This is a genomic window from Catellatospora sp. TT07R-123 (genome assembly GCF_018327705.1).
In the GTDB taxonomy this organism is placed as follows: Bacteria; Actinomycetota; Actinomycetes; order Mycobacteriales; family Micromonosporaceae; genus Catellatospora.
The window spans coordinates 1,673,425-1,691,773 of sequence record NZ_BNEM01000001.1 but is presented as its reverse complement, the minus strand read 5'-3'; the positions used below and the strand labels follow the sequence as shown (position 1 = coordinate 1,691,773).

The following is an 18,349-nucleotide window of genomic DNA, read 5'->3' as shown; positions in this document are numbered from 1 at the left end:
TGGGTGTTGCCGACCTGTGGTCGGCTCGGTGAGAGCCCCTCGTCCGGGTAACGAGGGGCCCTCACTCGGGGTCGCCGGGGCGGTAGGGCCGTTCCGGCGTCCACAGGACACGATGGCTGCCGAAAACCTTTTCGGCAAGATGGCTGCGATGTTAAGGCCAGATTGACTGTGTCATTGTTCTAGCGTGATAGGACGCGGTGCGCGCCCGGTCGAAAGCTTTCGACCGGGCGCGCACCACGTGTCAGCTCCGGGTCCAGCGCTGGTACGGCTGGCCGTTGCAGTCGGACAGCACCAGCAGGGTGCCGTTCGCGGTGCCGCCGTTGACCGGCGAGATGCACCGTCCGCTCTGCACCCCGGCGATGGAGCCGTCGGCGCGCAGCGTCCACTGCTGGTTGGCGGCGGCGCTGCAACTCCACAGGATGATCCTCGTGCCGTTGGCGGTGCCCGCGCCGTACGCGTCGATGCACTTGCCGAGGATCTGCAGCGCCGCGCCCGACTGGGTCACCGTCTGCCCGGTGGCGCCGTTGCAGGTCGACAGGTCGAGCTGGACCCCGTTGGCGGTGCTGGAGTTCGGGTCGTCCAGGCAGGTGCCCGAGGCGCCGTTGACGAGCTTGAACGTGGTCGGCTGCGGCGGCGTGGTGCCGGACTTGATGAGGAACAGGTTGTCGGCGACGTTGTAGTACGTGGCCAGGTAGCTGCCCGCCGCCGGGTTGGTGTGGTAGTAGTCGTCGTGGTTGCAGTCGAGCCGGTCGTCGTGGGCTCGGTCGGTGCACCGGTAGACCAGGGTCACGCCGTCGGAGTCCTTGTAGCACATGACGTCGTACTCGTCGATGCAGTGCGCGGCGCCGGAGGCGTTGGGGGCGTTGTTGTTGACCGCGCCGAGGGTGTGGCCGAGCTCGTGCGCGGCGACCCCGGCGGTCCAGCAGCCGTTGTCGGCGCGGGCGTACTCGGGGCCGACGTTGGAGCGGTTGGTGTCGCCCTTGCGGGTGTCCCCGGCGAACCCGCCGATGCCGCAGTACACGTTCGCGTCGACGAACTGGAGGTACTTGCGGTCGGTGCGGGTGTAGCCGGCCGCCTGGACCGCGTTGAGCAGCGGCGCCCAGTCGTTGGCGTTGAGCGCCGCGTCGGGGATCTGCACGTCGCGCACGACCGCCCGGCAGGCGCCGTTGACGTTCTCGGTCACGTAGCGCACGTGCCGGGTCCCGCCGGTCTCGGCCGCGCTGGCGTTGAAGATGTTGTCGACCCCCTCGGCCAGCGTCCGGAACGTCTCCAGGTACTGCGCGTAGCGGCTGGTGCTGCCGTGCACGTACAGCACCTCGACGCGTTTGCCGGACGTGCCGTCGCCCTCGCACACGGGCAGGGCACCGGCGGCGACGGCGGCGGCCAGGGGCTTGATCTCACGTTTCACGTCGAGGCCGAGGGGCGCGGCGTCGGGCCCGTGCGTGCACACGACGTGGTGGGTGGTGACGACCCGCTGCATCCCGGCGCAGGCGTCGGCGGCGGGCCGGGCCTGTGCGGTGGAGGCGGGCAGGACGAAAGACAGGAGCAGGAGTGCGGCCGCGGCGGCCACGACGCGGCCGCCAGGCAGGTGCAGGTTCATTGCGGGTCCTTCCCATGGGGGTATGGGGGTCCGCTGTGTACCCGGCACAGCAGCGTGGACCGGTGCCGCGACGACGCCGCGGCACCGGTCGACGGTCAGGAGGCGGGTTCGCCCGAGGGCGCGGTCAGGGTGACGCCGGTCGCGACGGGGGTGCCGAAGTTCGGCGTGCCGTCGGCGTTCCAGGTGAACTTCTGGACCCGGGTCGAGCGGTTCATGTCGCAACCGCCGTTCACCGAGCTGTTGGCGTGGTAGACGATCCAGTCCTCGGTGCCGTCGGGCGACTTGAAGAACCCGTTGTGGCCGGGCCCGTAGACGCTGTTGGCGTTGGAGCGCTGGAAGACCGGGTTCGGCGACTTCGTCCAGGACGAGGACAGCAGCGGGTCGCCGGTGCCGTTGTACGTCAGCATGCCGAGCTTGTAGTCCGGGGTGGAGCAGTGGCTGGTCGAGTAGATGATGAAGGTCTTGCCGCCGTGCTGCAGGACCTCACCGCCCTCGGCCACCGCGCCGCCGACGGTCTCCCAGCTGAGCGTGGGCGTCGTGAGGGTGCGGCGGGTGCCGCTGGCCGTCCACGGGTTGCTCAGCGGGCGGATGAACATCGGCTGCGAGCCGTTGTAGAACGTGCCCAGCAGGTACAGGTTGCCGTTGAGCTGCAGGATGCCCGGGTCGAGCTCCCAGGTGTTGTCCGAGGTCGGGTCGAGCAGGTCGGCCTTGAACGTGTACGGGCCCATCGGGTCCAGCCCGGCGCTCTCCAGCACGTGGATGCGCTGGGTGCCCAGGTCGTACGGCTCGCGCCCGGCGGTGTAGTAGAAGTACCAGCGCTGCCCGTTCGGACCGCTGAGCAGGTGGAACTCCGGTGCCCACATGGTGCCCGCGCCGTTGGGGTTGACCAGGTTGAAGATGACCTGGTCGGTGGCGCTGGCCAGCCCGCGCATGGTGGTCGCCTTGCGCATGGTGATGGTGCGGTTCCAGGTGGTGGTGGCCAGGTAGTAGTAGCCGTTGTAGTACGTCAGCCACGGGTCCGGGCCCTGCGCCTTGATCGGGTTGGTGTACGTGTTCCCGGTGCCGCCGCCGGACGTGATCGCCCAGCTGAACGTGGCCGAGCCGCTGACACCGCCGCTGGTCGCGGTCACCGTCACGGTGTACGTGCTGACCGTGGACGGGGTGCCGCTGATCACCCCGGTCGAGGTGTTGAGGGTCAGCCCCGCGGGCAGGCCCGTCGCCGACCAGGTGTACGTGCCGGTGCCGCCGCTGGCGGCCAGGGTCAGGCTGGCCGCGGTGTTGACCGTGTTCGACCGGCTGCCCGGGTTGGTTACCGTCACCGAGCTGCTGCTGGAGGTGAAGCTCGGCAGGCGCCACACCCGGCTGGACGCGGTGCTGCACGGCAGCTGGACCAGGCCGGTGTTGGCGGTGGCCACGCCGCCGGCGGGCACGACGCACTTGCCGGAGCTGACCGACACCAGGTTGAACGTCTTGTCGGTGCCGCTGACGGTCACCGGCACCAGACGCCACTGCTGGTTGGTGCCGGAGTGGCAGGTCCACTGGATGATCGTGGCGTTGTCGGCGGTCGACGCGCCGTTGACGTCGACGCACTTGCCGGCGGTCATCGTCGCGACGGTGTAGGTGTCACTCGTGCCCGACACCGGGTTGAACGTGAAGCTCTGGTTGGTGCCGGAGTTGCAGCCGTACTGCACCAGCTGGATGCCGTTGGTGGCGCTGCTGTTCGGCAGGTCCGCGCAGTTGCCGCCGTTGGAGTTGACGGCGGTGCTGCTGAAGCTGACGGCGGCCGAGGCGGGCTGCGGCACGAGCAGCAGCGCCGCGACGAGCAGCGGCACGCTGAGCAGGGTGATACGACGAGGCGAACCTCTCACGGGGCACTTCCTTTTGCGGGTAGGCGGGTGCGAACCACCGCTGGGGTGGAAAGCGCCCCACGAGCCGCAGCGATGCTGCGCGGCCCGACCGCAAACGCCTACCCGGTCACCCCAGTAGCCCCAGCAGTATCACCGACATCCACATCGGTGGACAAGACCACGCCGCGTCGCCGCAGGCGGAGATACATCGCCCGCGCGCGTCTGCTCCGCGCGGGGGTGGTCGGTGTGCGCCCGGAGGTGCGATACGGACAGCGACGGGGCAAGTACGGCGATAATTCGGGTTTATCGCCGGGAGGGCGGGGGTAAACCGCGCGGCGTACGGAAAGGGGCTCACCATGGACGGGGCGACACCACCGCACGGCGACGCGCCCCCCACGGCGGACGGTGGCCTCATCGACGAGGTCACCGGATTACGCAGCCGGGGCCGTCAGCTGGTGGAGGAACTGGTCCGGCTCTCGCGGCAGCTGGCCGAGCTGCATCGCGCGGTGAGAGCGGGTCAGGCGGCGGCAGCGTCGCAGCGCAGCCCGGAACGGCCGGCCCCCCGGCTGCCGGTGGGCGGGCCGTCGGTGCCGCGGCGCGGCCGGGAACCGGTCGGACGGCCGGAGCGGGACTCGCGCCTGCCCTGACCGCCCGCCGGGCGGGCTACGGGCAGCTGGTGCGGGCGTCGCCTGGGTCGACCGCAAAAACGGACAGGAGATATGAAATAGGCTCCTGTTCGGAGGCGGTCTCACGTCGGGTCGGCCGTCCATAACAGAGGCATCACAGTGATCGGGGTGTTGTTGTGTGGCGCTGGTAACGCTGCCGCTCTTGATCGTGTGACGTCGGCGTAACGCATCGTTCCTACCCTGGAAACCGCGGCCGGTGGGGCCGGCTGCGGGAGAGGGGTGGGTGTGGCGGCGTCGGCTGACCTCGGTGACGGTTCCCAGGTCAGAACGGTGTGCTCGTACTGCGGCGTCGGCTGCGGGATGGTGCTCGACGTCGCCGTCGGCCCGGACGGGCGGCGCCGCGTGCGCAAGGCCGCCGGTGACCGCGCCCACCCGGCCAACCAGGGCCGCCTCTGCACCAAGGGCGCCACCAGCGCGGACATGCTCGCGGCCCCCGGCCGCCTGGCGACGGCCCGGCTGCGCACCGAGCGGGGTGCGCCGCCGGTCGAGACCGATCTGGACACCGCCGTCGGCCACGTCGCGCGGCGGCTGCGCGAGATCGTCGACGAGCACGGACCCGACGCGGTCGCCCTGTACGTCTCCGGCCAGATGACGCTGGAGGCGCAGTACCTGTCGAACAAGCTGGCCAAGGGGTTCCTCGGCACCAGCCAGATCGAGTCGAACTCGCGGCTGTGCATGGCCAGCGCGGGCAGCGGCTACAAGCTGTCGCTGGGCTCGGACGGGCCGCCGGGGTCATACCAGGACTTCGACCACGCCGACGTGTTCTTCGTGATCGGCGCGAACATGGCCGACTGCCACCCGATCCTGTTCCTGCGCATGATGGACCGGGTCAAGGCGGGCGCGAAGCTGATCGTCGTCGACCCGCGGCGCACCGCCACCGCCGAGCGGGCCGACCTGTTCCTCCAGATCCGTCCCGGCACCGACCTCGCCCTGCTCAACGGCCTGCTGCACCTGCTGGCCGAGGCCGGGCACGTCGACGGGGCGTTCATCGCCGAGCACACCGAGGGCTGGGACGCCATGGCCGCGTTCCTGGCCGACTACCCGCCCGCGGCCGTCGCCGAGCTCACCGGGCTGGCCGAGGCCGACCTGCGGCAGGCCGCGGCCTGGATCGGGGCGGCCGGTGACTGGATGAGCTGCTGGACCATGGGCCTCAACCAGAGCACCCACGGCACCTGGAACACCAACGCGCTGTGCAACCTGCACCTGGCCACCGGGGCGATCGGCAGGCTCGGCAGCGGCCCGTTCTCGCTGACCGGCCAGCCCAACGCCATGGGCGGCCGCGAGATGGGCTACATGGGCCCGGGCCTGCCGGGCCAGCGGTCGGTGCTGTCGGCCGCGGACCGCCAGTTCGTCGAGGGGGTATGGCAGCTGCCCGCCGGCACCCTGCGCACCGACGTCAACCAGGGCACGGTCGACATGTTCGAGCGGATGGCCGCCGGGCAGATCAAGGCGTGCTGGATCATCTGCACCAACCCGGTCGCGTCGGTCGGCAACCGGGCCACGGTCATCGCCGGGCTGGAAGCCGCCGAGCTGGTCGTGGTGCAGGACGCGTTCGCCGCCACCGAGACCAACGCGTACGCCGACGTGCTGCTGCCCGCCGCGATGTGGGCCGAGGCCGACGGCGTGATGATCAACTCGGAGCGCAACCTGACCCTGGCCCGGCAGGCCGCCGACCCGCCCGGCGACGCCGTGCCCGACTGGCTGCTCATCGCACGGGTCGCCACCGCGATGGGCTACCCCGGCTTCGACTTCGGCAGCGCCGAGGAGGTCTTCACCGAGCTCCGGGCGTTCGCCAACCCGCAGACCGGCTACGACCTGCGCGGGGTCACGTACGCCCGGCTCGCCGAAGGCCCGGTGCAGTGGCCCGCCGCCGACCCCGACGGGCCTGACCGCAACCCGGTCCGCTACCTCAACGACGGGGTCAGCCGCCACCTGGTCGAGCACGCCGACGGCACCCGCCCCCGGCTGGCGTTCGCGACCGCCTCCGGCCGCGCCGTGTTCTGGCCCCGGCCGCACCTGGCCCCGGCCGAGCTGCCCGACGACGACCACCCGTACGTGCTGAACACCGGCCGGGTGCAGCACCAGTGGCACACGCTGACCAAGACCGGCAAGGTCGACAAGCTGAACAGGCTCAACCCCGGCCCGTTCGTCGAGGTCAACCCGGCCGACGCGGCCGCCCTCGGGCTGGCCGCGGGCGACTCGGTGCGGGTGTCGTCGCGCCGGGGCGAGGCGGTGCTGCCCGCCGTCGTCACCGACCGGGTGCTGCCCGGCACCTGCTTCGCCCCGTTCCACTGGGGCGACCTGTTCGGCGACGGGATCGCCGTCAACGCGGTGACCAGCGACGCCGTCGACCCGGTGTCGCTGCAACCGGAGCTGAAATACTGCGCCGTCGCGCTGACCCGCGTCGCCGCCGCGCCGCCTGTCGCCGCCATCGAGGTGCTGCCCGCCGCGCTGCCGCTGAGCGCCGCGCTGTCACTGGGCGCCGACGACCTGCGGCGCCTGCTCGGCCTCGACGACGCCATCCCGGTGTTCACCGAGGACGAGCGGCACTACCTGTCCGGGTTCTTCACCGCGCTGGCCACCTCGCCGCGTGAGGGCGTGCCGGTGCTGCCCCCGGCGGCGCCGATCGACGCGCGGCGGGCGCTGTGGCTCAACGGGATGCTCGCGGGCACGTACAGCCGGGACCTGAGCGCGGGGCCGGTGGCCCAGGGGCGCCGGATCCAGATCCTGTGGGCGTCGCAGACCGGCAACGCCGAGGGTTTCGCCGAGGTGATCAGCACCCGGCTGGCCCAGGACGGCTGGCAGCCGACCGTACGCAGCATGGCCGACCCGCTGGCCGACATCCTCGCCGGGCCGACCGACCTGCTCGTGGTGACCAGCACCTTCGGCGACGGCGACGCCCCCGACAACGGCGACGCGTTCTGGCAGGCGCTGCGCGACCCCGGCGCGCCCAGCCTCGCGGGGCGCCGCTTCGCCGTGCTGGCCTTCGGCGACTCGATGTACGCCGACTTCTGCGGCCACGGCCGCCGCCTCGACGCCCGCCTCGGCGAGCTGGGCGCGCTGCGGCTGACCGACCGCGCCGACTGCGAGCCCGACTACACCCCGACCGCCACGGGCTGGCTCGACCGGGTCGTCACCGCGCTGGCCTCGGCCCCGGCGGGCGGGGCGCGCACCGCGACCGGCGCGGCCGCCGGGCCCACCCGCGAGGCGCCGCTGGCCGCGGGGCTGGTCGGCAACCGGCTGCTCAGCCTGCCCGGCTCGGGCAAGGAGGTGCGCCAGTTCACCTTCGACACCAGCGGCGGCGAGCTGGCCTACAGCGCCGGCGACGCGCTCGGCGTGTGGCCGGTCAACTGCGGCGACCTGGTCGCCGAGTGGCTGGAGGCGACCGGGGCCGACCCGTACGAGCCGGTCGAGGTGGCCGGGGTCGGCACGGTGCCGTTCACCGACGCGCTGCGGCTGCACCTGGAGATCGCCAAGATCGGCCCCGACTTCCTGCGGTTCGTCGCCGACCGCACCCACGACCAGCACCTGCGCTCGCTGCTGCGGGCCGACAACACCGGCGAGCTGGCCAAGTGGACCTGGGACCGGCAGGCCGTCGACGTGGTCGCCGAGCACCGGGTGCGCGCCGGGGCGCAGGAGTGGGCCGGGGCGCTCAAGCGCCTCCAGCCCCGGCTGTACTCCATCTCCTCCACGCCGCTGGTCCATCCGCACCGGGTCAGCCTGACCGTGTCGGTGGTGCGCTACGCCAACCGCGACGGCCGGGCCCGAAAGGGCGTGGCGTCCACGTTCCTGGCCGACGGCGACGACAGCCTCCAGGTGCCGGTGTTCGTGCAGCGCTCGCCGCATTTCCGGCCTCCGGCCGACCCCGACGTCCCCATGATCATGGTGGGGCCGGGCACCGGCGTCGCCCCGTTCGTGGGGTTCCTGCAGGAGCGGCGGGCACTGGCCGCCAACGGCGCGAACTGGCTGTTCTTCGGCGAGCAGCGCCGCGCCACCGACTTCTACTACGCCGACGAGCTGCGCGAACTGCGCGACGACAAGGTGCTGACCCGGCTGGACCTGGCGTTCTCGCGCGACCAGCGCCACAAGGTGTACGTCCAGGACCGCATGCGCGAGCACGGCGCCCAGCTCTGGTCGTGGCTGCAGGACGGCGCCCACTTGTACGTCTGCGGCGACGCCCGCCGCATGGCCAAGGACGTCGACCAGGCGCTGCGCGACATCGCCACCGCCCACGGCGACCTCGCCCCCGACGCCGCCGCCGTCTACGTCAAACAACTCGCCGCCGACAAGCGCTACGTCCGCGACGTCTACTGACGGCCGCCGCGCCATCGCGGCGCCCGCGCCATCGCGGCGCGGGGTGGAGGTGATCGTCGTTTCCGGTCAGAAGGTGGCCTGCCAGCGAGGACTTTGCCCGCAAACGCCGATCATCAACCGCAGCGCACCGGGCGAGCCGTAGCGTGCCGGGGCGCTGGCGGGCCGGGGCGCTGGCATGGCGGGCTGGAAGCGGCGCGCTAGTCGCGGGTGGCCAGGGCCAGGAAGCGGTGGTCGGCGTCGTCGTAGGCGTCCAGGGTCCAGCCGCCGTCGTGCAGGTGGGTGCGCAGCGGGCCTTCGGCCAGCGGTTCGTCGGGCCGCAGCGCGCGGCCGTGCCGGGCGGCGAGGGCGGCCCGCCCCGATGGATGGAACAGGGCCAGGCGCCCGCCGGGGCGGGTGACCCGGGCCAGTTCGGCCAGGCCTGCCCGGGTGTCGGGCAGGTGGTTGACCAGCCCCGCCGCGAAGATCGCGTCGAGGCCGCCGTCGCGCAGGGGCAGCCGCCGCGCGTCGGCCAGCAGCAGGTGCGCGTACCCGGCCCGGCCCAGCCCGCGCGCGGCGTCGAGCATCTGCTCGGTGACGTCGAGGCCGAGCACGGTCCCGTCCGGTCCGACCGCCGCGCGCAGCGGCGGCAGCGCGCGGCCGCTGCCGCAGCCGATGTCGGCGACCACCGAACCGGGTGCCGGGCCCAGCTCGGCCACGGCCAGTGCGTACGCCGGGGCGTCGTCGCCGAACCTGGTGTCCCAGGTGGCGGCCCGCACCGCGAAGAACGCCCGGGTCTCCGGCAGGTACCACCGCTCGCGGTCGGCCAGCGCGTCGTCGAGGTGGCGCAGCACCGGCCAGCCCGGATCGTGCAGGTCGACGACGACGTGGGCGTCGTGCGGGTGCTCGGCGCGCGGTCCCGGGGTACGCAGCCAGATCAGCACGTCCCAGCGCCCGGCCGGGGCGGCGGCCCGCCACCGGGGCCCGTCGGCGAGCGCGACCGTGTGCGGCCCGCGCAGCGCGTACCAGGCGTCCTCGTCGTGGTGCGGGGCGGCGTCGGTGAGCCGGGCGCAGTCGCGGCCGGCGCCGTGCAGCGCGGCGCCGAGCCGGTCGGCGAACCAGGCGCTGTGCCCGCCGCCGTCGACCACGACCGCGCGCGGACCGGGGCCGACCGCGTCGACGAGCACGGCGAGCAGTTCGTCCCAGCGGCGCTGCTGCGCGGCGGACAGCTGGGGGGTGGCCTCCGACGTCATCTCTCCATCATGCAGATGCGGCCGTGAGGATGCCATCGATTCGGTAACTCATAGCCTGACAGTGGTTATGACCTTGCATCTGCGATGGATAGGGTGGCGGAGTGACGTCGTACCGCATCGGGGAGGCCGCGGAGCTGTTCGCGGTCAGTGCCGACACCATGCGCCGCTGGGTCGACGCGGGGCGGGTGCCCGCCCACCGCGACGAGCACGGCCACCGGGTCATCTCCGGGGCCGACCTGGCGGAGCTGGCCAGATCGTTCAACGCCGACGACGACGGCTCCGGCCACTCGTCGGCGCGCAACCGGCTGCGGGGCATCGTCACCGCCATCATCCGCGACACGGTGATGGCGCAGGTCGACATCCAGGCCGGACCGTTCCGGATCGTGTCGCTGATGAGCAGGGAAGCCGCCGACGAGCTCGACCTGCAGGTCGGCTCGCTGGCAGTCGCGGTGATCAAGTCGACCACGGTGGTCGTCGAGCGCGCCGCCACGCCCACGGGCAAGGGGAGGAACACATGAGCAGCAGATGGATCCGTACGGCGCTGGCCGCGGTGACCCTGGTCGCGGCGACCGCGCTGGCAGCCTGCGGGTCGGGCACGCCCGATCCCGCCGCGAGCAGCGCCGCGCCCGGGATCAGCGGCGAGGTGACCGTGTTCGCGGCCGCGTCGCTGACCGAGTCGTTCACCAAGATCGGCAAGGACTTCGAGGCCGCCCACCCGGGCACCAAGGTCACCTTCAACTTCGGCGGCAGCTCCGCCCTGGCCACCCAGATCACGCAGGGCGCACCCGCCGACGTGTTCGCCTCCGCCAGCCCCGCCACCATGAAGACGGTCACCGACGCGGGCGACGCCGACGGCACCCCGGTCGTGTTCGTCCGCAACCAGCTCGTCATCGCGGTGCCGAAGGGCAACCCCAAGGGCGTCAACACCCTGAAGAACCTGACCAAGCCGGGCCTGAAGGTGGCGCTGTGCGCCGAGCAGGTGCCCTGCGGCGCCGCCGCGAAGAAGGCCGTCGACGCGGCCGGGCTCAAACTCACCCCGGTGACCCTGGAGCAGGACGTCAAGGCAGCGCTGCAGAAGGTCAGGCTCGGCGAGGTCGACGCGGCGCTGGTCTACCGCACCGACACCATGGCCGCCGCCAACGACGTGGACGGCATCGAGTTCCCCGAGTCGGCCAAGGCCATCAACGACTACCCGGTGGTGCTGCTCAAGGACGCCCCCAACAAGGCCGCCGCGCAGGCCTTCCTGGCCTACCTCCAGACCGGTCCGGCCAAGGCCGTGCTGAACGCGGCCGGATTCCAGGCCCCCTGAGGCGTACGGCATGAGTGAAGCGTCCGCCGCCGCGGGGCCCGACCGGCCCCCGCGGCGGCGCGCACGCCGGCAGATCCCGGTCGTGCTGCTGATCCCCGCGCTGCTCGGCCTGGCGTTCCTGGTCGTGCCGCTGGCCGGGCTGCTGCTGCGCGCCCCCTGGTCCACCCTGCCCCAGCACCTGGCCGCCCCCGGCGTGCTCGCCGCGCTGCGGCTGTCCCTGCTCACCGCCACCCTGGCCACGGCCGGGTGCGTGCTGCTCGGGGTGCCGCTGGCGTGGCTGCTGGCCCGGGTGCCGTTCCCGGGCCGCCGGATCGTCCGTGCCCTGGTCACCGTGCCGCTGGTGCTGCCGCCGGTGGTCGGCGGCGTCGCGCTGCTGCTCGTCTTCGGCCGCCGCGGCCTGATCGGATCGTGGCTGGACAGCACGTTCGGCATCACGCTGCCGTTCACCACCGCCGGGGTCGTCGTCGCCGAGGCGTTCGTCGCGATGCCGTTCCTGGTCATCGCCGTCGAGGGGGCACTGCGCGGCGCCGACAACCGGTACGAGGAGGCCGCCGCGACCCTCGGGGCCGGGCGGTGGGCCGTGTTCCGGCGGGTCACCCTGCCGATGGCGGCGCCCGGCATCGCCGCCGGGGCGGTGCTGTGCTGGGCGCGGGCGCTCGGCGAGTTCGGGGCCACCATCACCTTCGCCGGGAACTTCCCCGGCCGCACCCAGACCATGCCGCTGGCCGTCTACCTCGCCCTGGAGACCGACCTGGACGGCGCGATCGTGCTCAGCCTCATCCTGCTCACCGTCTCCGTCGCCATCCTCGCGGCGCTGCGCGACAAGTGGATCGCCACCTCATGACCGGCACACCCCTGCTCGACGCCCACCTCGCCGTCCACCGCGACAGCGGGTTCGACCTCGACATCCGGCTGTCGGTCGCCGCGGGGGAGGTCGTGGCGCTGCTCGGCCCCAACGGCGCGGGCAAGACCACCGCGCTGCGCGCCCTGGCCGGGCTGCTGCCGCTGACCGGCGGGCGGATCACCCTGCGCGGCGACCTGCTCGACGACCCGGGCACCGACCGGTTCACCCCGCCGGACAAGCGGCCCATCGGCGTGGTGTTCCAGGACTACCTGCTGTTCCCGCACCTGAGCGCCCTGGACAACGTCGCGTTCGGGCCGCGCCACCGGGGGATGAAGCCGGCTGCCGCCCGTACCCGCGCGATGGACTGGCTGACCCGGGTCGGCCTGGCCGAACACGCCCACCGCAAGCCCCGGCGCCTGTCCGGCGGGCAGGCCCAGCGCGTCGCGCTGGCCCGCGCGCTGGCCGTGGACCCGGTGCTGCTGCTGCTCGACGAACCGCTGGCGGCGCTGGACGCCCGCACCCGCCTGGACACCCGCGCCCAGCTGCACCACCACCTCGCCGCCCATCCCGGCGCGACCCTGCTGGTCACCCACGACCCGCTCGACGCCCTCGTGCTCGCCGACCGGCTCGTCATCGTCGAGCACGGCCGCATCGTGCAGCAGGGCCACGCCGACGAGATCACCGCGCAGCCGCGCACCGACTACGTCGCCCGCCTCGTCGGGCTCAACCTCTACCGGGGCACCGGCGACGGCCACACCGTCACCCTGCCCGGCGGATTCGCCCTGACCAGCGGCGACGCCGCGTCCGGCGACACGTTCATCGCGTTCGCGCCGACCGCCGTCGCGCTGCACCCGCACCGGCCCGACGGCAGCGCCCGCAACACCTGGGCCGCCACCATCACCGGCATCCAGCGCCACGGCGACAACCTGCGCATCCAGCTCGCGGGTCCGATCGCCGCCGCCGCCGACATCACCCCCGGCGCCGCCACGCAGCTCGACCTCGCCCCCGGCCGCACCGTCTGGGCCGCGGTCAAGGCCACCGAAACCCGCACCTACCCCGCTTGAACAGCTCCGATAGCCTCGACCGGTGATCGTGACCACCGCGACCGAGGCCGCCCCCGGGCGGCCCGACAACGAGGACCAGGTCTTCCAGCACGGGCCGGTGGTCGGCGTGCTCGACGGCGTCACCGCACCCGACCTGCCGACCGGCTGCGTACACGGACCCGCCTGGTACGTCCGGCGCCTGGTCACCCGCCTGCGCGAGTCCATCGACGACGCTTCCGACGCCCCGCTCGCCCTGTTGCTGGAGCAGGCCGTCATCCGGGTACGCGGCGACCACCCCGGCTGCGAACTGGACAACCCGAGCACGCCCGCCGCGACGGTGTGCCTGGTCCGCGCCGACGCCGAGCACCTGGACTACCTGCTGCTCGGCGACAGCCCCCTCGTCGTCGACCGGGGCGGCCGGGCCGAGGCGCTGACCGACGACCGGTTCGACACGGCGTACGCGCCCATCCGGGCCGAGGCCCTGCGCGGGGACGTGCCGCTCGGCTCGGCCGAGCACGTCGCCCGGCAGCGCACCGCCGCGCTGCGCAAACGGGAGCTGACCAACACCCCGGGCGGTTACTGGATCGCCGCCGCCGACCCGCGCGCCGCCGCGAACGCGGTCACCGGGCGCCTGCCGCTGTCCGGGCCGGACGCGGTACGCCGCGCGGCGCTGCTCACCGACGGCGCGTCGTGCGCGGTGGACACGTTCGGGCTGTTCGACTGGGCCGGGCTGCTCGACCTGGTCACCGAGCAGGGGCCGGGCGAGCTGATCCGGCGGGTGCGGGCGGCCGAGACCGCCGACCGCGACGGCTACGACCGGCCGCGCCACAAGCGGCACGACGACGCCACCGTGGCCCTGTGCCGCTTCGGCGCCTGACCAGCCGCGCTGCCAGCAGCGGCGGCGGGTCAGAGCCGTCTCGTGGTGAACAGGGTGGTCCCGTGGAGCGGGTCGACCCGCTCGCGCCCGGTCTCGGTGAACCCGACCTTGGCCAGCACCCGGCGGGAGGCGGTGTTCCAGTCCCAGACCGTGGCCCAAAGCCGTTCGTAGCCCGACGACCTCGCCCAGTCCAGCACCGCCGCCGCGGCCTCGGTCGCGTACCCCTGACCCCAGACCCGGCGGAGCAGCTCGAACGCCAGTTCCGGCTCCCCCTCCGCGTCGCCGTCGATCAGCCCGCAGTAGCCGATGACATCGCCTTCGGCCTTCCGCTCGACCGCCAGCAACCCGGTCGTCGTCGGCCGGCTGGTGCGGATCCAGTCTTCGAGCTCCGCGATCGTGGGGTGCCCGTCCGCGTCGATGCGGCGGTGCGGCGGCACCCGCGGATCGCGCTCGGCCCACAGTTCCCGGTGGACGGCGGCCTCGGTCACCCGGCAGGGTCTGAGCAGCAGGCGATCCGTCTCGAGGGCCACCTCGCGTTCCGGATTCGCTGCCGCCGTCATGACGGCAACTCTTTCACGGGTGAACGCGCTGACCTGACCCGGCCGACGCCCAGCCGAGGGCCGGGCCGAGGCGGTGTGGCGAGGACCCGGACATACAAGCCAAGTAATTTACCGCACGCGGCCGCTGCGTCCATTTGCGATACGTCACAGATTGATCAAGTCGGTCCGCATGGGTTCATTGGCAATTGTCGAGTGAACAGCTCCCTGAGGTTTAGCGTGGGATGGAGAACGTGAGTGCCTCGGCAGGATCCCGGTGTACGCGTTTCACTTTGCCGATAGGTGAGAAGGAGCCGCCTGCCGAAAGTGACGGGGTCACTACGAGTGCCTCGCCGGAATCAACGTTTCTGGCGTACATTGCCGCCTTGGATGCCCAGACTCGATGTCGAGGATCGTCAGCAACGCGCCGCTTGGGCATAAGTTTGACCGCGCGGCTGGTTACGACAACGGTCGAACTGCCCATCGTGTTCGCGAAGTGCTCTGCGCACGACTCTTGCCATCGGTGACGAATTATCGGTGGTGCGAAAATCGGAACAATTATGAGATCCGGTTCGATAGGAACCAGATCCTTGCCCGTAGTCAAGAGACGCGCGTGGTCCTCGCAAACCAGGATGGCAATGCGTGCGAGACGTGTGTCGAGCACGTGCCGTTCCGTCGTTTCGAGCATCCACTCGGCCAGTGGTCCCGTGCCGAGCTGAGAGTCTAGACCCCATTTGGTAATCTGCAGGTCCGACAAAGTGAATGGCTCGCACTTATCTTGATGCATTACTTCGAGGCCAGTCTTTCTGTGGAGCAGTATCGCACGGTTTAGCGGTTGTTCGCTTCCGTCGTATGAGAATGGACCGGTGCCGACTAGAACCCACTCAAGCGGACTGCTTTCGGGTTTAGGAGTAGTCCGTAATGCCGTTTGCCACCACGCCAGTATTTCGGGCGTGAGGGCCAGCTCTGGCACTACACCGATGTGCGCGCCAGACTCGTCGATGTTTGCAAGTGATTCCGCGATTCGTTTTTGCCAGTGAAGTGGCTCTATGTCGACTTGGGATCGCGCAGATATGCGGTACCAGTCGCCGTTTGGGTCGACTTGGTCGTAAGTATCGACGCGTGCTATATCCAGTTCTTCTATCTTGTCGATGAATGGGACGCAAGCGACCTTAATATCGCCAATCTCATGAGCATCGGTTGCGCTCTTGTGGGGTGCGTCGAGACCTGCCTCGGGTCGCCTGAAACTTAGTCCATCAGGGAGTTTATTCACCAACATGAGGTGCTGGAAGTTCTCGGATAGGGAATCTGGCACGATTTGTGGACGTGCCGGATTGCAGCGACGAGGAAGTACTATACCGAGCCGTATGTCGCTGTTGTAGCGATGCTCCCTATTGAATCTGTATAGATATCTTCCCATGCGCACGTGCAACACTCCGGCATAAGGAGCCAGGCGTGCGAACGCCCGGTCTAGGGCCATCAAGAGAAGGAACTGATTCTGGGGGGCGCTAATCGCCTTTGCGAGTACTTCCTCAGATACGGTTCCCGTGCTGATAATTTCGTGCTCCAGGATCGAAACTGCCACGCCGGATCCTTCGCGCCATCTTTGCAGGTCGACACGCCTCGGTTTATGGCTTTCCAATCTGGCAAGGAGGTACGCAAAACAATCTGCGGCGTCGTAATGCATGGCCACTCCTTGATGCGCGCGTCCATGGTTGACACCCAGTGCGTCAAAAGGATCTTACGCCTGCGATGGCGACATATCACGGATATTCGTGGCATGTCGCCCTGGCCGCAGGGCAAGTTGACAACAACTTGACCTAGGTCTAGCCTACATGCTTCGAGGCAAAGGAAGTCAATGATGGAGAATGCGACATTTGGTGTTAAGGTGGATGAAGAAGCGCTTGCGGCGGCGTTGAGCGCCCTCAAGCCCATTCCGGGCCCGTCGCCGACTCTGACACCACTGGAAGAAGAGGTCGATACCCTCGCGGAATATGCCCTGGGATCGGCGGAGAGCCAGGTCACGAAGCAGGTCCGCCTGGACCTGGAATGGTTTGCTCAGGCTTCGTTAACGTTCGTCGACTCTGTCATGACCCGGGACCATACCGCGCTTGACCGATTGGATGCCTTGCTGCGCTCGCTTCACCGTGAGGTTGTGCTCGCACAACACGAGCCGGCTGTTGCTTCCGGACGACAGGCCGAGTTGAAGATCTGGGAAAGTTGGATACGTCTGGCTCTGGAGTTCGTCCGCTCTGGCGCTGAAAGGGTTGCCCCAGCCGCGCTCGCGACCTCCATCGGGCGGCGCTCGAGCCAGTTTCTGCGGGCGGTCGCCGAATGTCCGGGGCTAAACAGCCGCCGGATACGCTCAAGGATGCTGGAAGAGGATCGAGCGACGGCTGATGAGGGGGACGGCCATGGTGTTAAGCGCATTGGCGAGGCGCAGCTAAGTAGGTTGGGCTCGATGCTCAGGAGACAGGGGCTGGTGTTCGCATCGCGCGGCGCCACAGGGCTGTCCTGGGGCATCACCCCGCGCGGGCAGGTGGTGTTGGACCGCATCAACGGCGTTCATGACAGCTCGAACTTTCCGGTCGGCAGTATTGTGATCTTGGCTGGTGGCGTTCCAGTTGGTAAGGTCGCGACGGAGATCACTGAGGCTGAGCCGTTCGAGGTTGCAGTGATGCGCGCAGGCGACGTACTGACCTATCAACGGGACAGATCGCCGGTGGGCGCGCAGGACACCGAGGACCATATTGCGGGTGCTCCACCGCAAGGTTTAGAGGAAGCCCTGTCTGTGCTCCTGCTCGGCGACGGAACGACAGCGCCGCCGAGGAGGTTTTGTACACGGGTAGGTGGTGCCCAGTACGTCAGGGTGGGCACCGGCGATTGATGTAACGCGGGGTGAAGACAACGGCGACGGGTTCACGCTGTCGCCGATATGCGATAACCCGCCCTCACGCCGAACCTAAACTGCAGGAAAGCTGGCTATGTCCGCTTGCGCCAGCCGAGAGCCGGGCCCAGGCCGGTGGCCAGGTCGGTGAGGATCTGGACGTAGTCGTCGTGGTCGAAGGTGAACGGCAGCGCGAACGCGACCTCGTCGACCTCGCGGAACGCGGCGTGGGCGTACAGCTTCCCGGCGATCTCGTCCGAGGTGCCGACCAGGTCCGGCGCGAACATCAGCCGGGCCGGGCCCTGCGGCGACGCCGTACGCGGCAGCCGCTTGGCCGCGTACTCGGTGTACTTCGCGCGCTGGTCGGGGGTGGCCGAGTCGGTCGGGATGACGACGAGGCCCTGGGAGACCCGGGCGGCCTGCCCGGCCGGATGCGCCTGCCGGAACGCCCGGATGTGGGACAGCTGCGCCTGCTCGAAGTCCTCGACCTCCTCGGCCTTGACCACGCTGCTGGTCAGCAGGTTCATGCCGTGCTCGCCCGCCCACCGGCACGAGCGCAGGCTGCCGCCGCCGTACCAGATGCGCTCGGCCAGGCCGGGGGAGTGGGGCTGGACCCGGTCGGAGAACACCTCGATGCCCTGGACCCCCTGGAACGTGGCGGCGGGCTCGCCGCGTACCAGGTCGAGCAGCCGCCGGACCCGCTCGTAGCCGAAGTCCTCCGCGTCAGCGGTGTCCGGATACAGCGAATGCTTCACGTCGTCGAAGTGGGTCGGCGGGCCGACGCTGACGCCGGGGTTGAGCCGGCCGCCGGACAGGATGTCGACCGTGGCCAGGTCCTCGGCCAGGCGCAGCGGGTTCTCCCAGCCCAGCGGGGTGACGGCGGTGCCGAGCTCGATCCGGCTGGTGCGCTGGGTGGCGGCGGCGAGCACGGCGACCGGCGAGGAGATGCCGTACTGGAGGTGCCGGTGCCGCAGCCAGGCACTGTCGAAGCCGAGGCGCTCGCCCAGCTCGATGATCTCCAACGTGGATTCGTGCCCGCGGCGCGGGTCGGCCCCGTCGAACAGCCCGATGGTGAGGAAACCCAGCTTGCGCAGCGGCTGCGAGGGCAGTGGCACGGCAGACCTCCATGATGAGTCGCCTCCAACGATCGCAGAGGCGGCCGGGCCGTACGCGCGCG

At 70.7% G+C, this 18,349-nt stretch carries 13 protein-coding genes; 7 read left to right on the top strand and 6 right to left on the bottom strand.

Annotated features, from left to right (window positions below):
- Nucleotides 1–241 precede the first annotated feature (241 nt).
- Both Cs7R123_RS07015 and Cs7R123_RS07010 read right to left on the bottom strand, forming a co-directional pair.
- Entirely contained in the window at nt 242–1,600 is a 1,359-nt protein-coding gene (locus Cs7R123_RS07015; RefSeq protein WP_212824395.1) for a ricin-type beta-trefoil lectin domain protein, read from the bottom strand.
- A 95-nt stretch (nt 1,601–1,695) separates the two neighbouring features.
- Nucleotides 1,696–3,468: a family 43 glycosylhydrolase gene (locus tag Cs7R123_RS07010; RefSeq protein WP_212824392.1), complete on the bottom strand. Its 1,773-nt coding sequence runs from the start codon at nt 3,466–3,468 to the stop codon at nt 1,696–1,698.
- 890 nt (nt 3,469–4,358) lie between these two features.
- Between Cs7R123_RS07010 and Cs7R123_RS07005 the strand changes: the two genes are divergently transcribed.
- Nucleotides 4,359–8,447, top strand: a complete 4,089-nt coding sequence (locus Cs7R123_RS07005) for a bifunctional nitrate reductase/sulfite reductase flavoprotein subunit alpha (RefSeq protein WP_244871659.1) — start codon at nt 4,359–4,361, stop codon at nt 8,445–8,447.
- A 197-nt stretch (nt 8,448–8,644) separates the two neighbouring features.
- Here Cs7R123_RS07005 and Cs7R123_RS07000 read toward each other — a convergent pair whose 3' ends face one another.
- Nucleotides 8,645–9,676 carry a methyltransferase domain-containing protein gene (locus tag Cs7R123_RS07000; RefSeq protein ID WP_212824390.1) on the bottom strand — a complete coding sequence of 344 codons (1,032 nt, stop codon included), beginning with the start codon at nt 9,674–9,676 and terminating at the stop codon, nt 8,645–8,647.
- A 101-nt stretch (nt 9,677–9,777) separates the two neighbouring features.
- Here Cs7R123_RS07000 and Cs7R123_RS06995 point away from each other — a divergent pair, with 101 nt between their 5' ends.
- Genes Cs7R123_RS06995 through Cs7R123_RS06975 form a run of 5 tightly spaced genes read left to right on the top strand, consistent with a single transcriptional unit; the run spans nt 9,778 to nt 13,749 of the window.
- Complete coding sequence (locus Cs7R123_RS06995; RefSeq protein WP_212824388.1) at nt 9,778–10,194, top strand: molybdopterin-binding protein; 417 nt, start codon at nt 9,778–9,780, stop codon at nt 10,192–10,194.
- Nucleotides 10,191–10,985 carry a molybdate ABC transporter substrate-binding protein gene (modA, locus tag Cs7R123_RS06990; protein ID WP_212824386.1) on the top strand — a complete coding sequence of 265 codons (795 nt, stop codon included), beginning with the start codon at nt 10,191–10,193 and terminating at the stop codon, nt 10,983–10,985. Before Cs7R123_RS06995 ends, modA begins: the two co-directional genes overlap by 4 nt.
- A gap of 10 nt (nt 10,986–10,995) precedes the next feature.
- The gene (locus Cs7R123_RS06985; RefSeq protein WP_212824383.1) at nt 10,996–11,829 is read left to right on the top strand and encodes an ABC transporter permease; all 834 of its coding nucleotides are present in this window, start codon (nt 10,996–10,998) and stop codon (nt 11,827–11,829) included.
- Nucleotides 11,826–12,893 carry an ABC transporter ATP-binding protein gene (locus Cs7R123_RS06980; RefSeq protein ID WP_212824381.1) on the top strand — a complete coding sequence of 356 codons (1,068 nt, stop codon included), beginning with the start codon at nt 11,826–11,828 and terminating at the stop codon, nt 12,891–12,893. Before Cs7R123_RS06985 ends, Cs7R123_RS06980 begins: the two co-directional genes overlap by 4 nt.
- 22 nt (nt 12,894–12,915) lie before the next feature.
- Nucleotides 12,916–13,749: a protein phosphatase 2C domain-containing protein gene (locus Cs7R123_RS06975; RefSeq protein ID WP_212824379.1), complete on the top strand. Its 834-nt coding sequence runs from the start codon at nt 12,916–12,918 to the stop codon at nt 13,747–13,749.
- Nucleotides 13,750–13,778: 29 nt separating this feature from the next.
- Here Cs7R123_RS06975 and Cs7R123_RS06970 read toward each other — a convergent pair whose 3' ends face one another.
- Both Cs7R123_RS06970 and Cs7R123_RS06965 read right to left on the bottom strand, forming a co-directional pair.
- On the bottom strand, nt 13,779–14,309 hold the full coding sequence (locus Cs7R123_RS06970; RefSeq protein ID WP_212824377.1) for a GNAT family N-acetyltransferase: 531 nt from the start codon (nt 14,307–14,309) through the stop codon (nt 13,779–13,781).
- A 211-nt stretch (nt 14,310–14,520) separates the two neighbouring features.
- On the bottom strand, nt 14,521–15,972 hold the full coding sequence (locus Cs7R123_RS06965) for a hypothetical protein (RefSeq protein ID WP_212824375.1): 1,452 nt from the start codon (nt 15,970–15,972) through the stop codon (nt 14,521–14,523).
- Nucleotides 15,973–16,146: 174 nt separating this feature from the next.
- Here Cs7R123_RS06965 and Cs7R123_RS06960 point away from each other — a divergent pair, with 174 nt between their 5' ends.
- Nucleotides 16,147–17,172: a hypothetical protein gene (locus Cs7R123_RS06960; RefSeq protein WP_212824373.1), complete on the top strand. Its 1,026-nt coding sequence runs from the start codon at nt 16,147–16,149 to the stop codon at nt 17,170–17,172.
- A 95-nt stretch (nt 17,173–17,267) separates the two neighbouring features.
- Here Cs7R123_RS06960 and Cs7R123_RS06955 read toward each other — a convergent pair whose 3' ends face one another.
- Nucleotides 17,268–18,287, bottom strand: a complete 1,020-nt coding sequence (locus tag Cs7R123_RS06955; protein ID WP_212824371.1) for an LLM class flavin-dependent oxidoreductase — start codon at nt 18,285–18,287, stop codon at nt 17,268–17,270.
- Between the last annotated feature and the right edge of the window lie 62 nt (nt 18,288–18,349).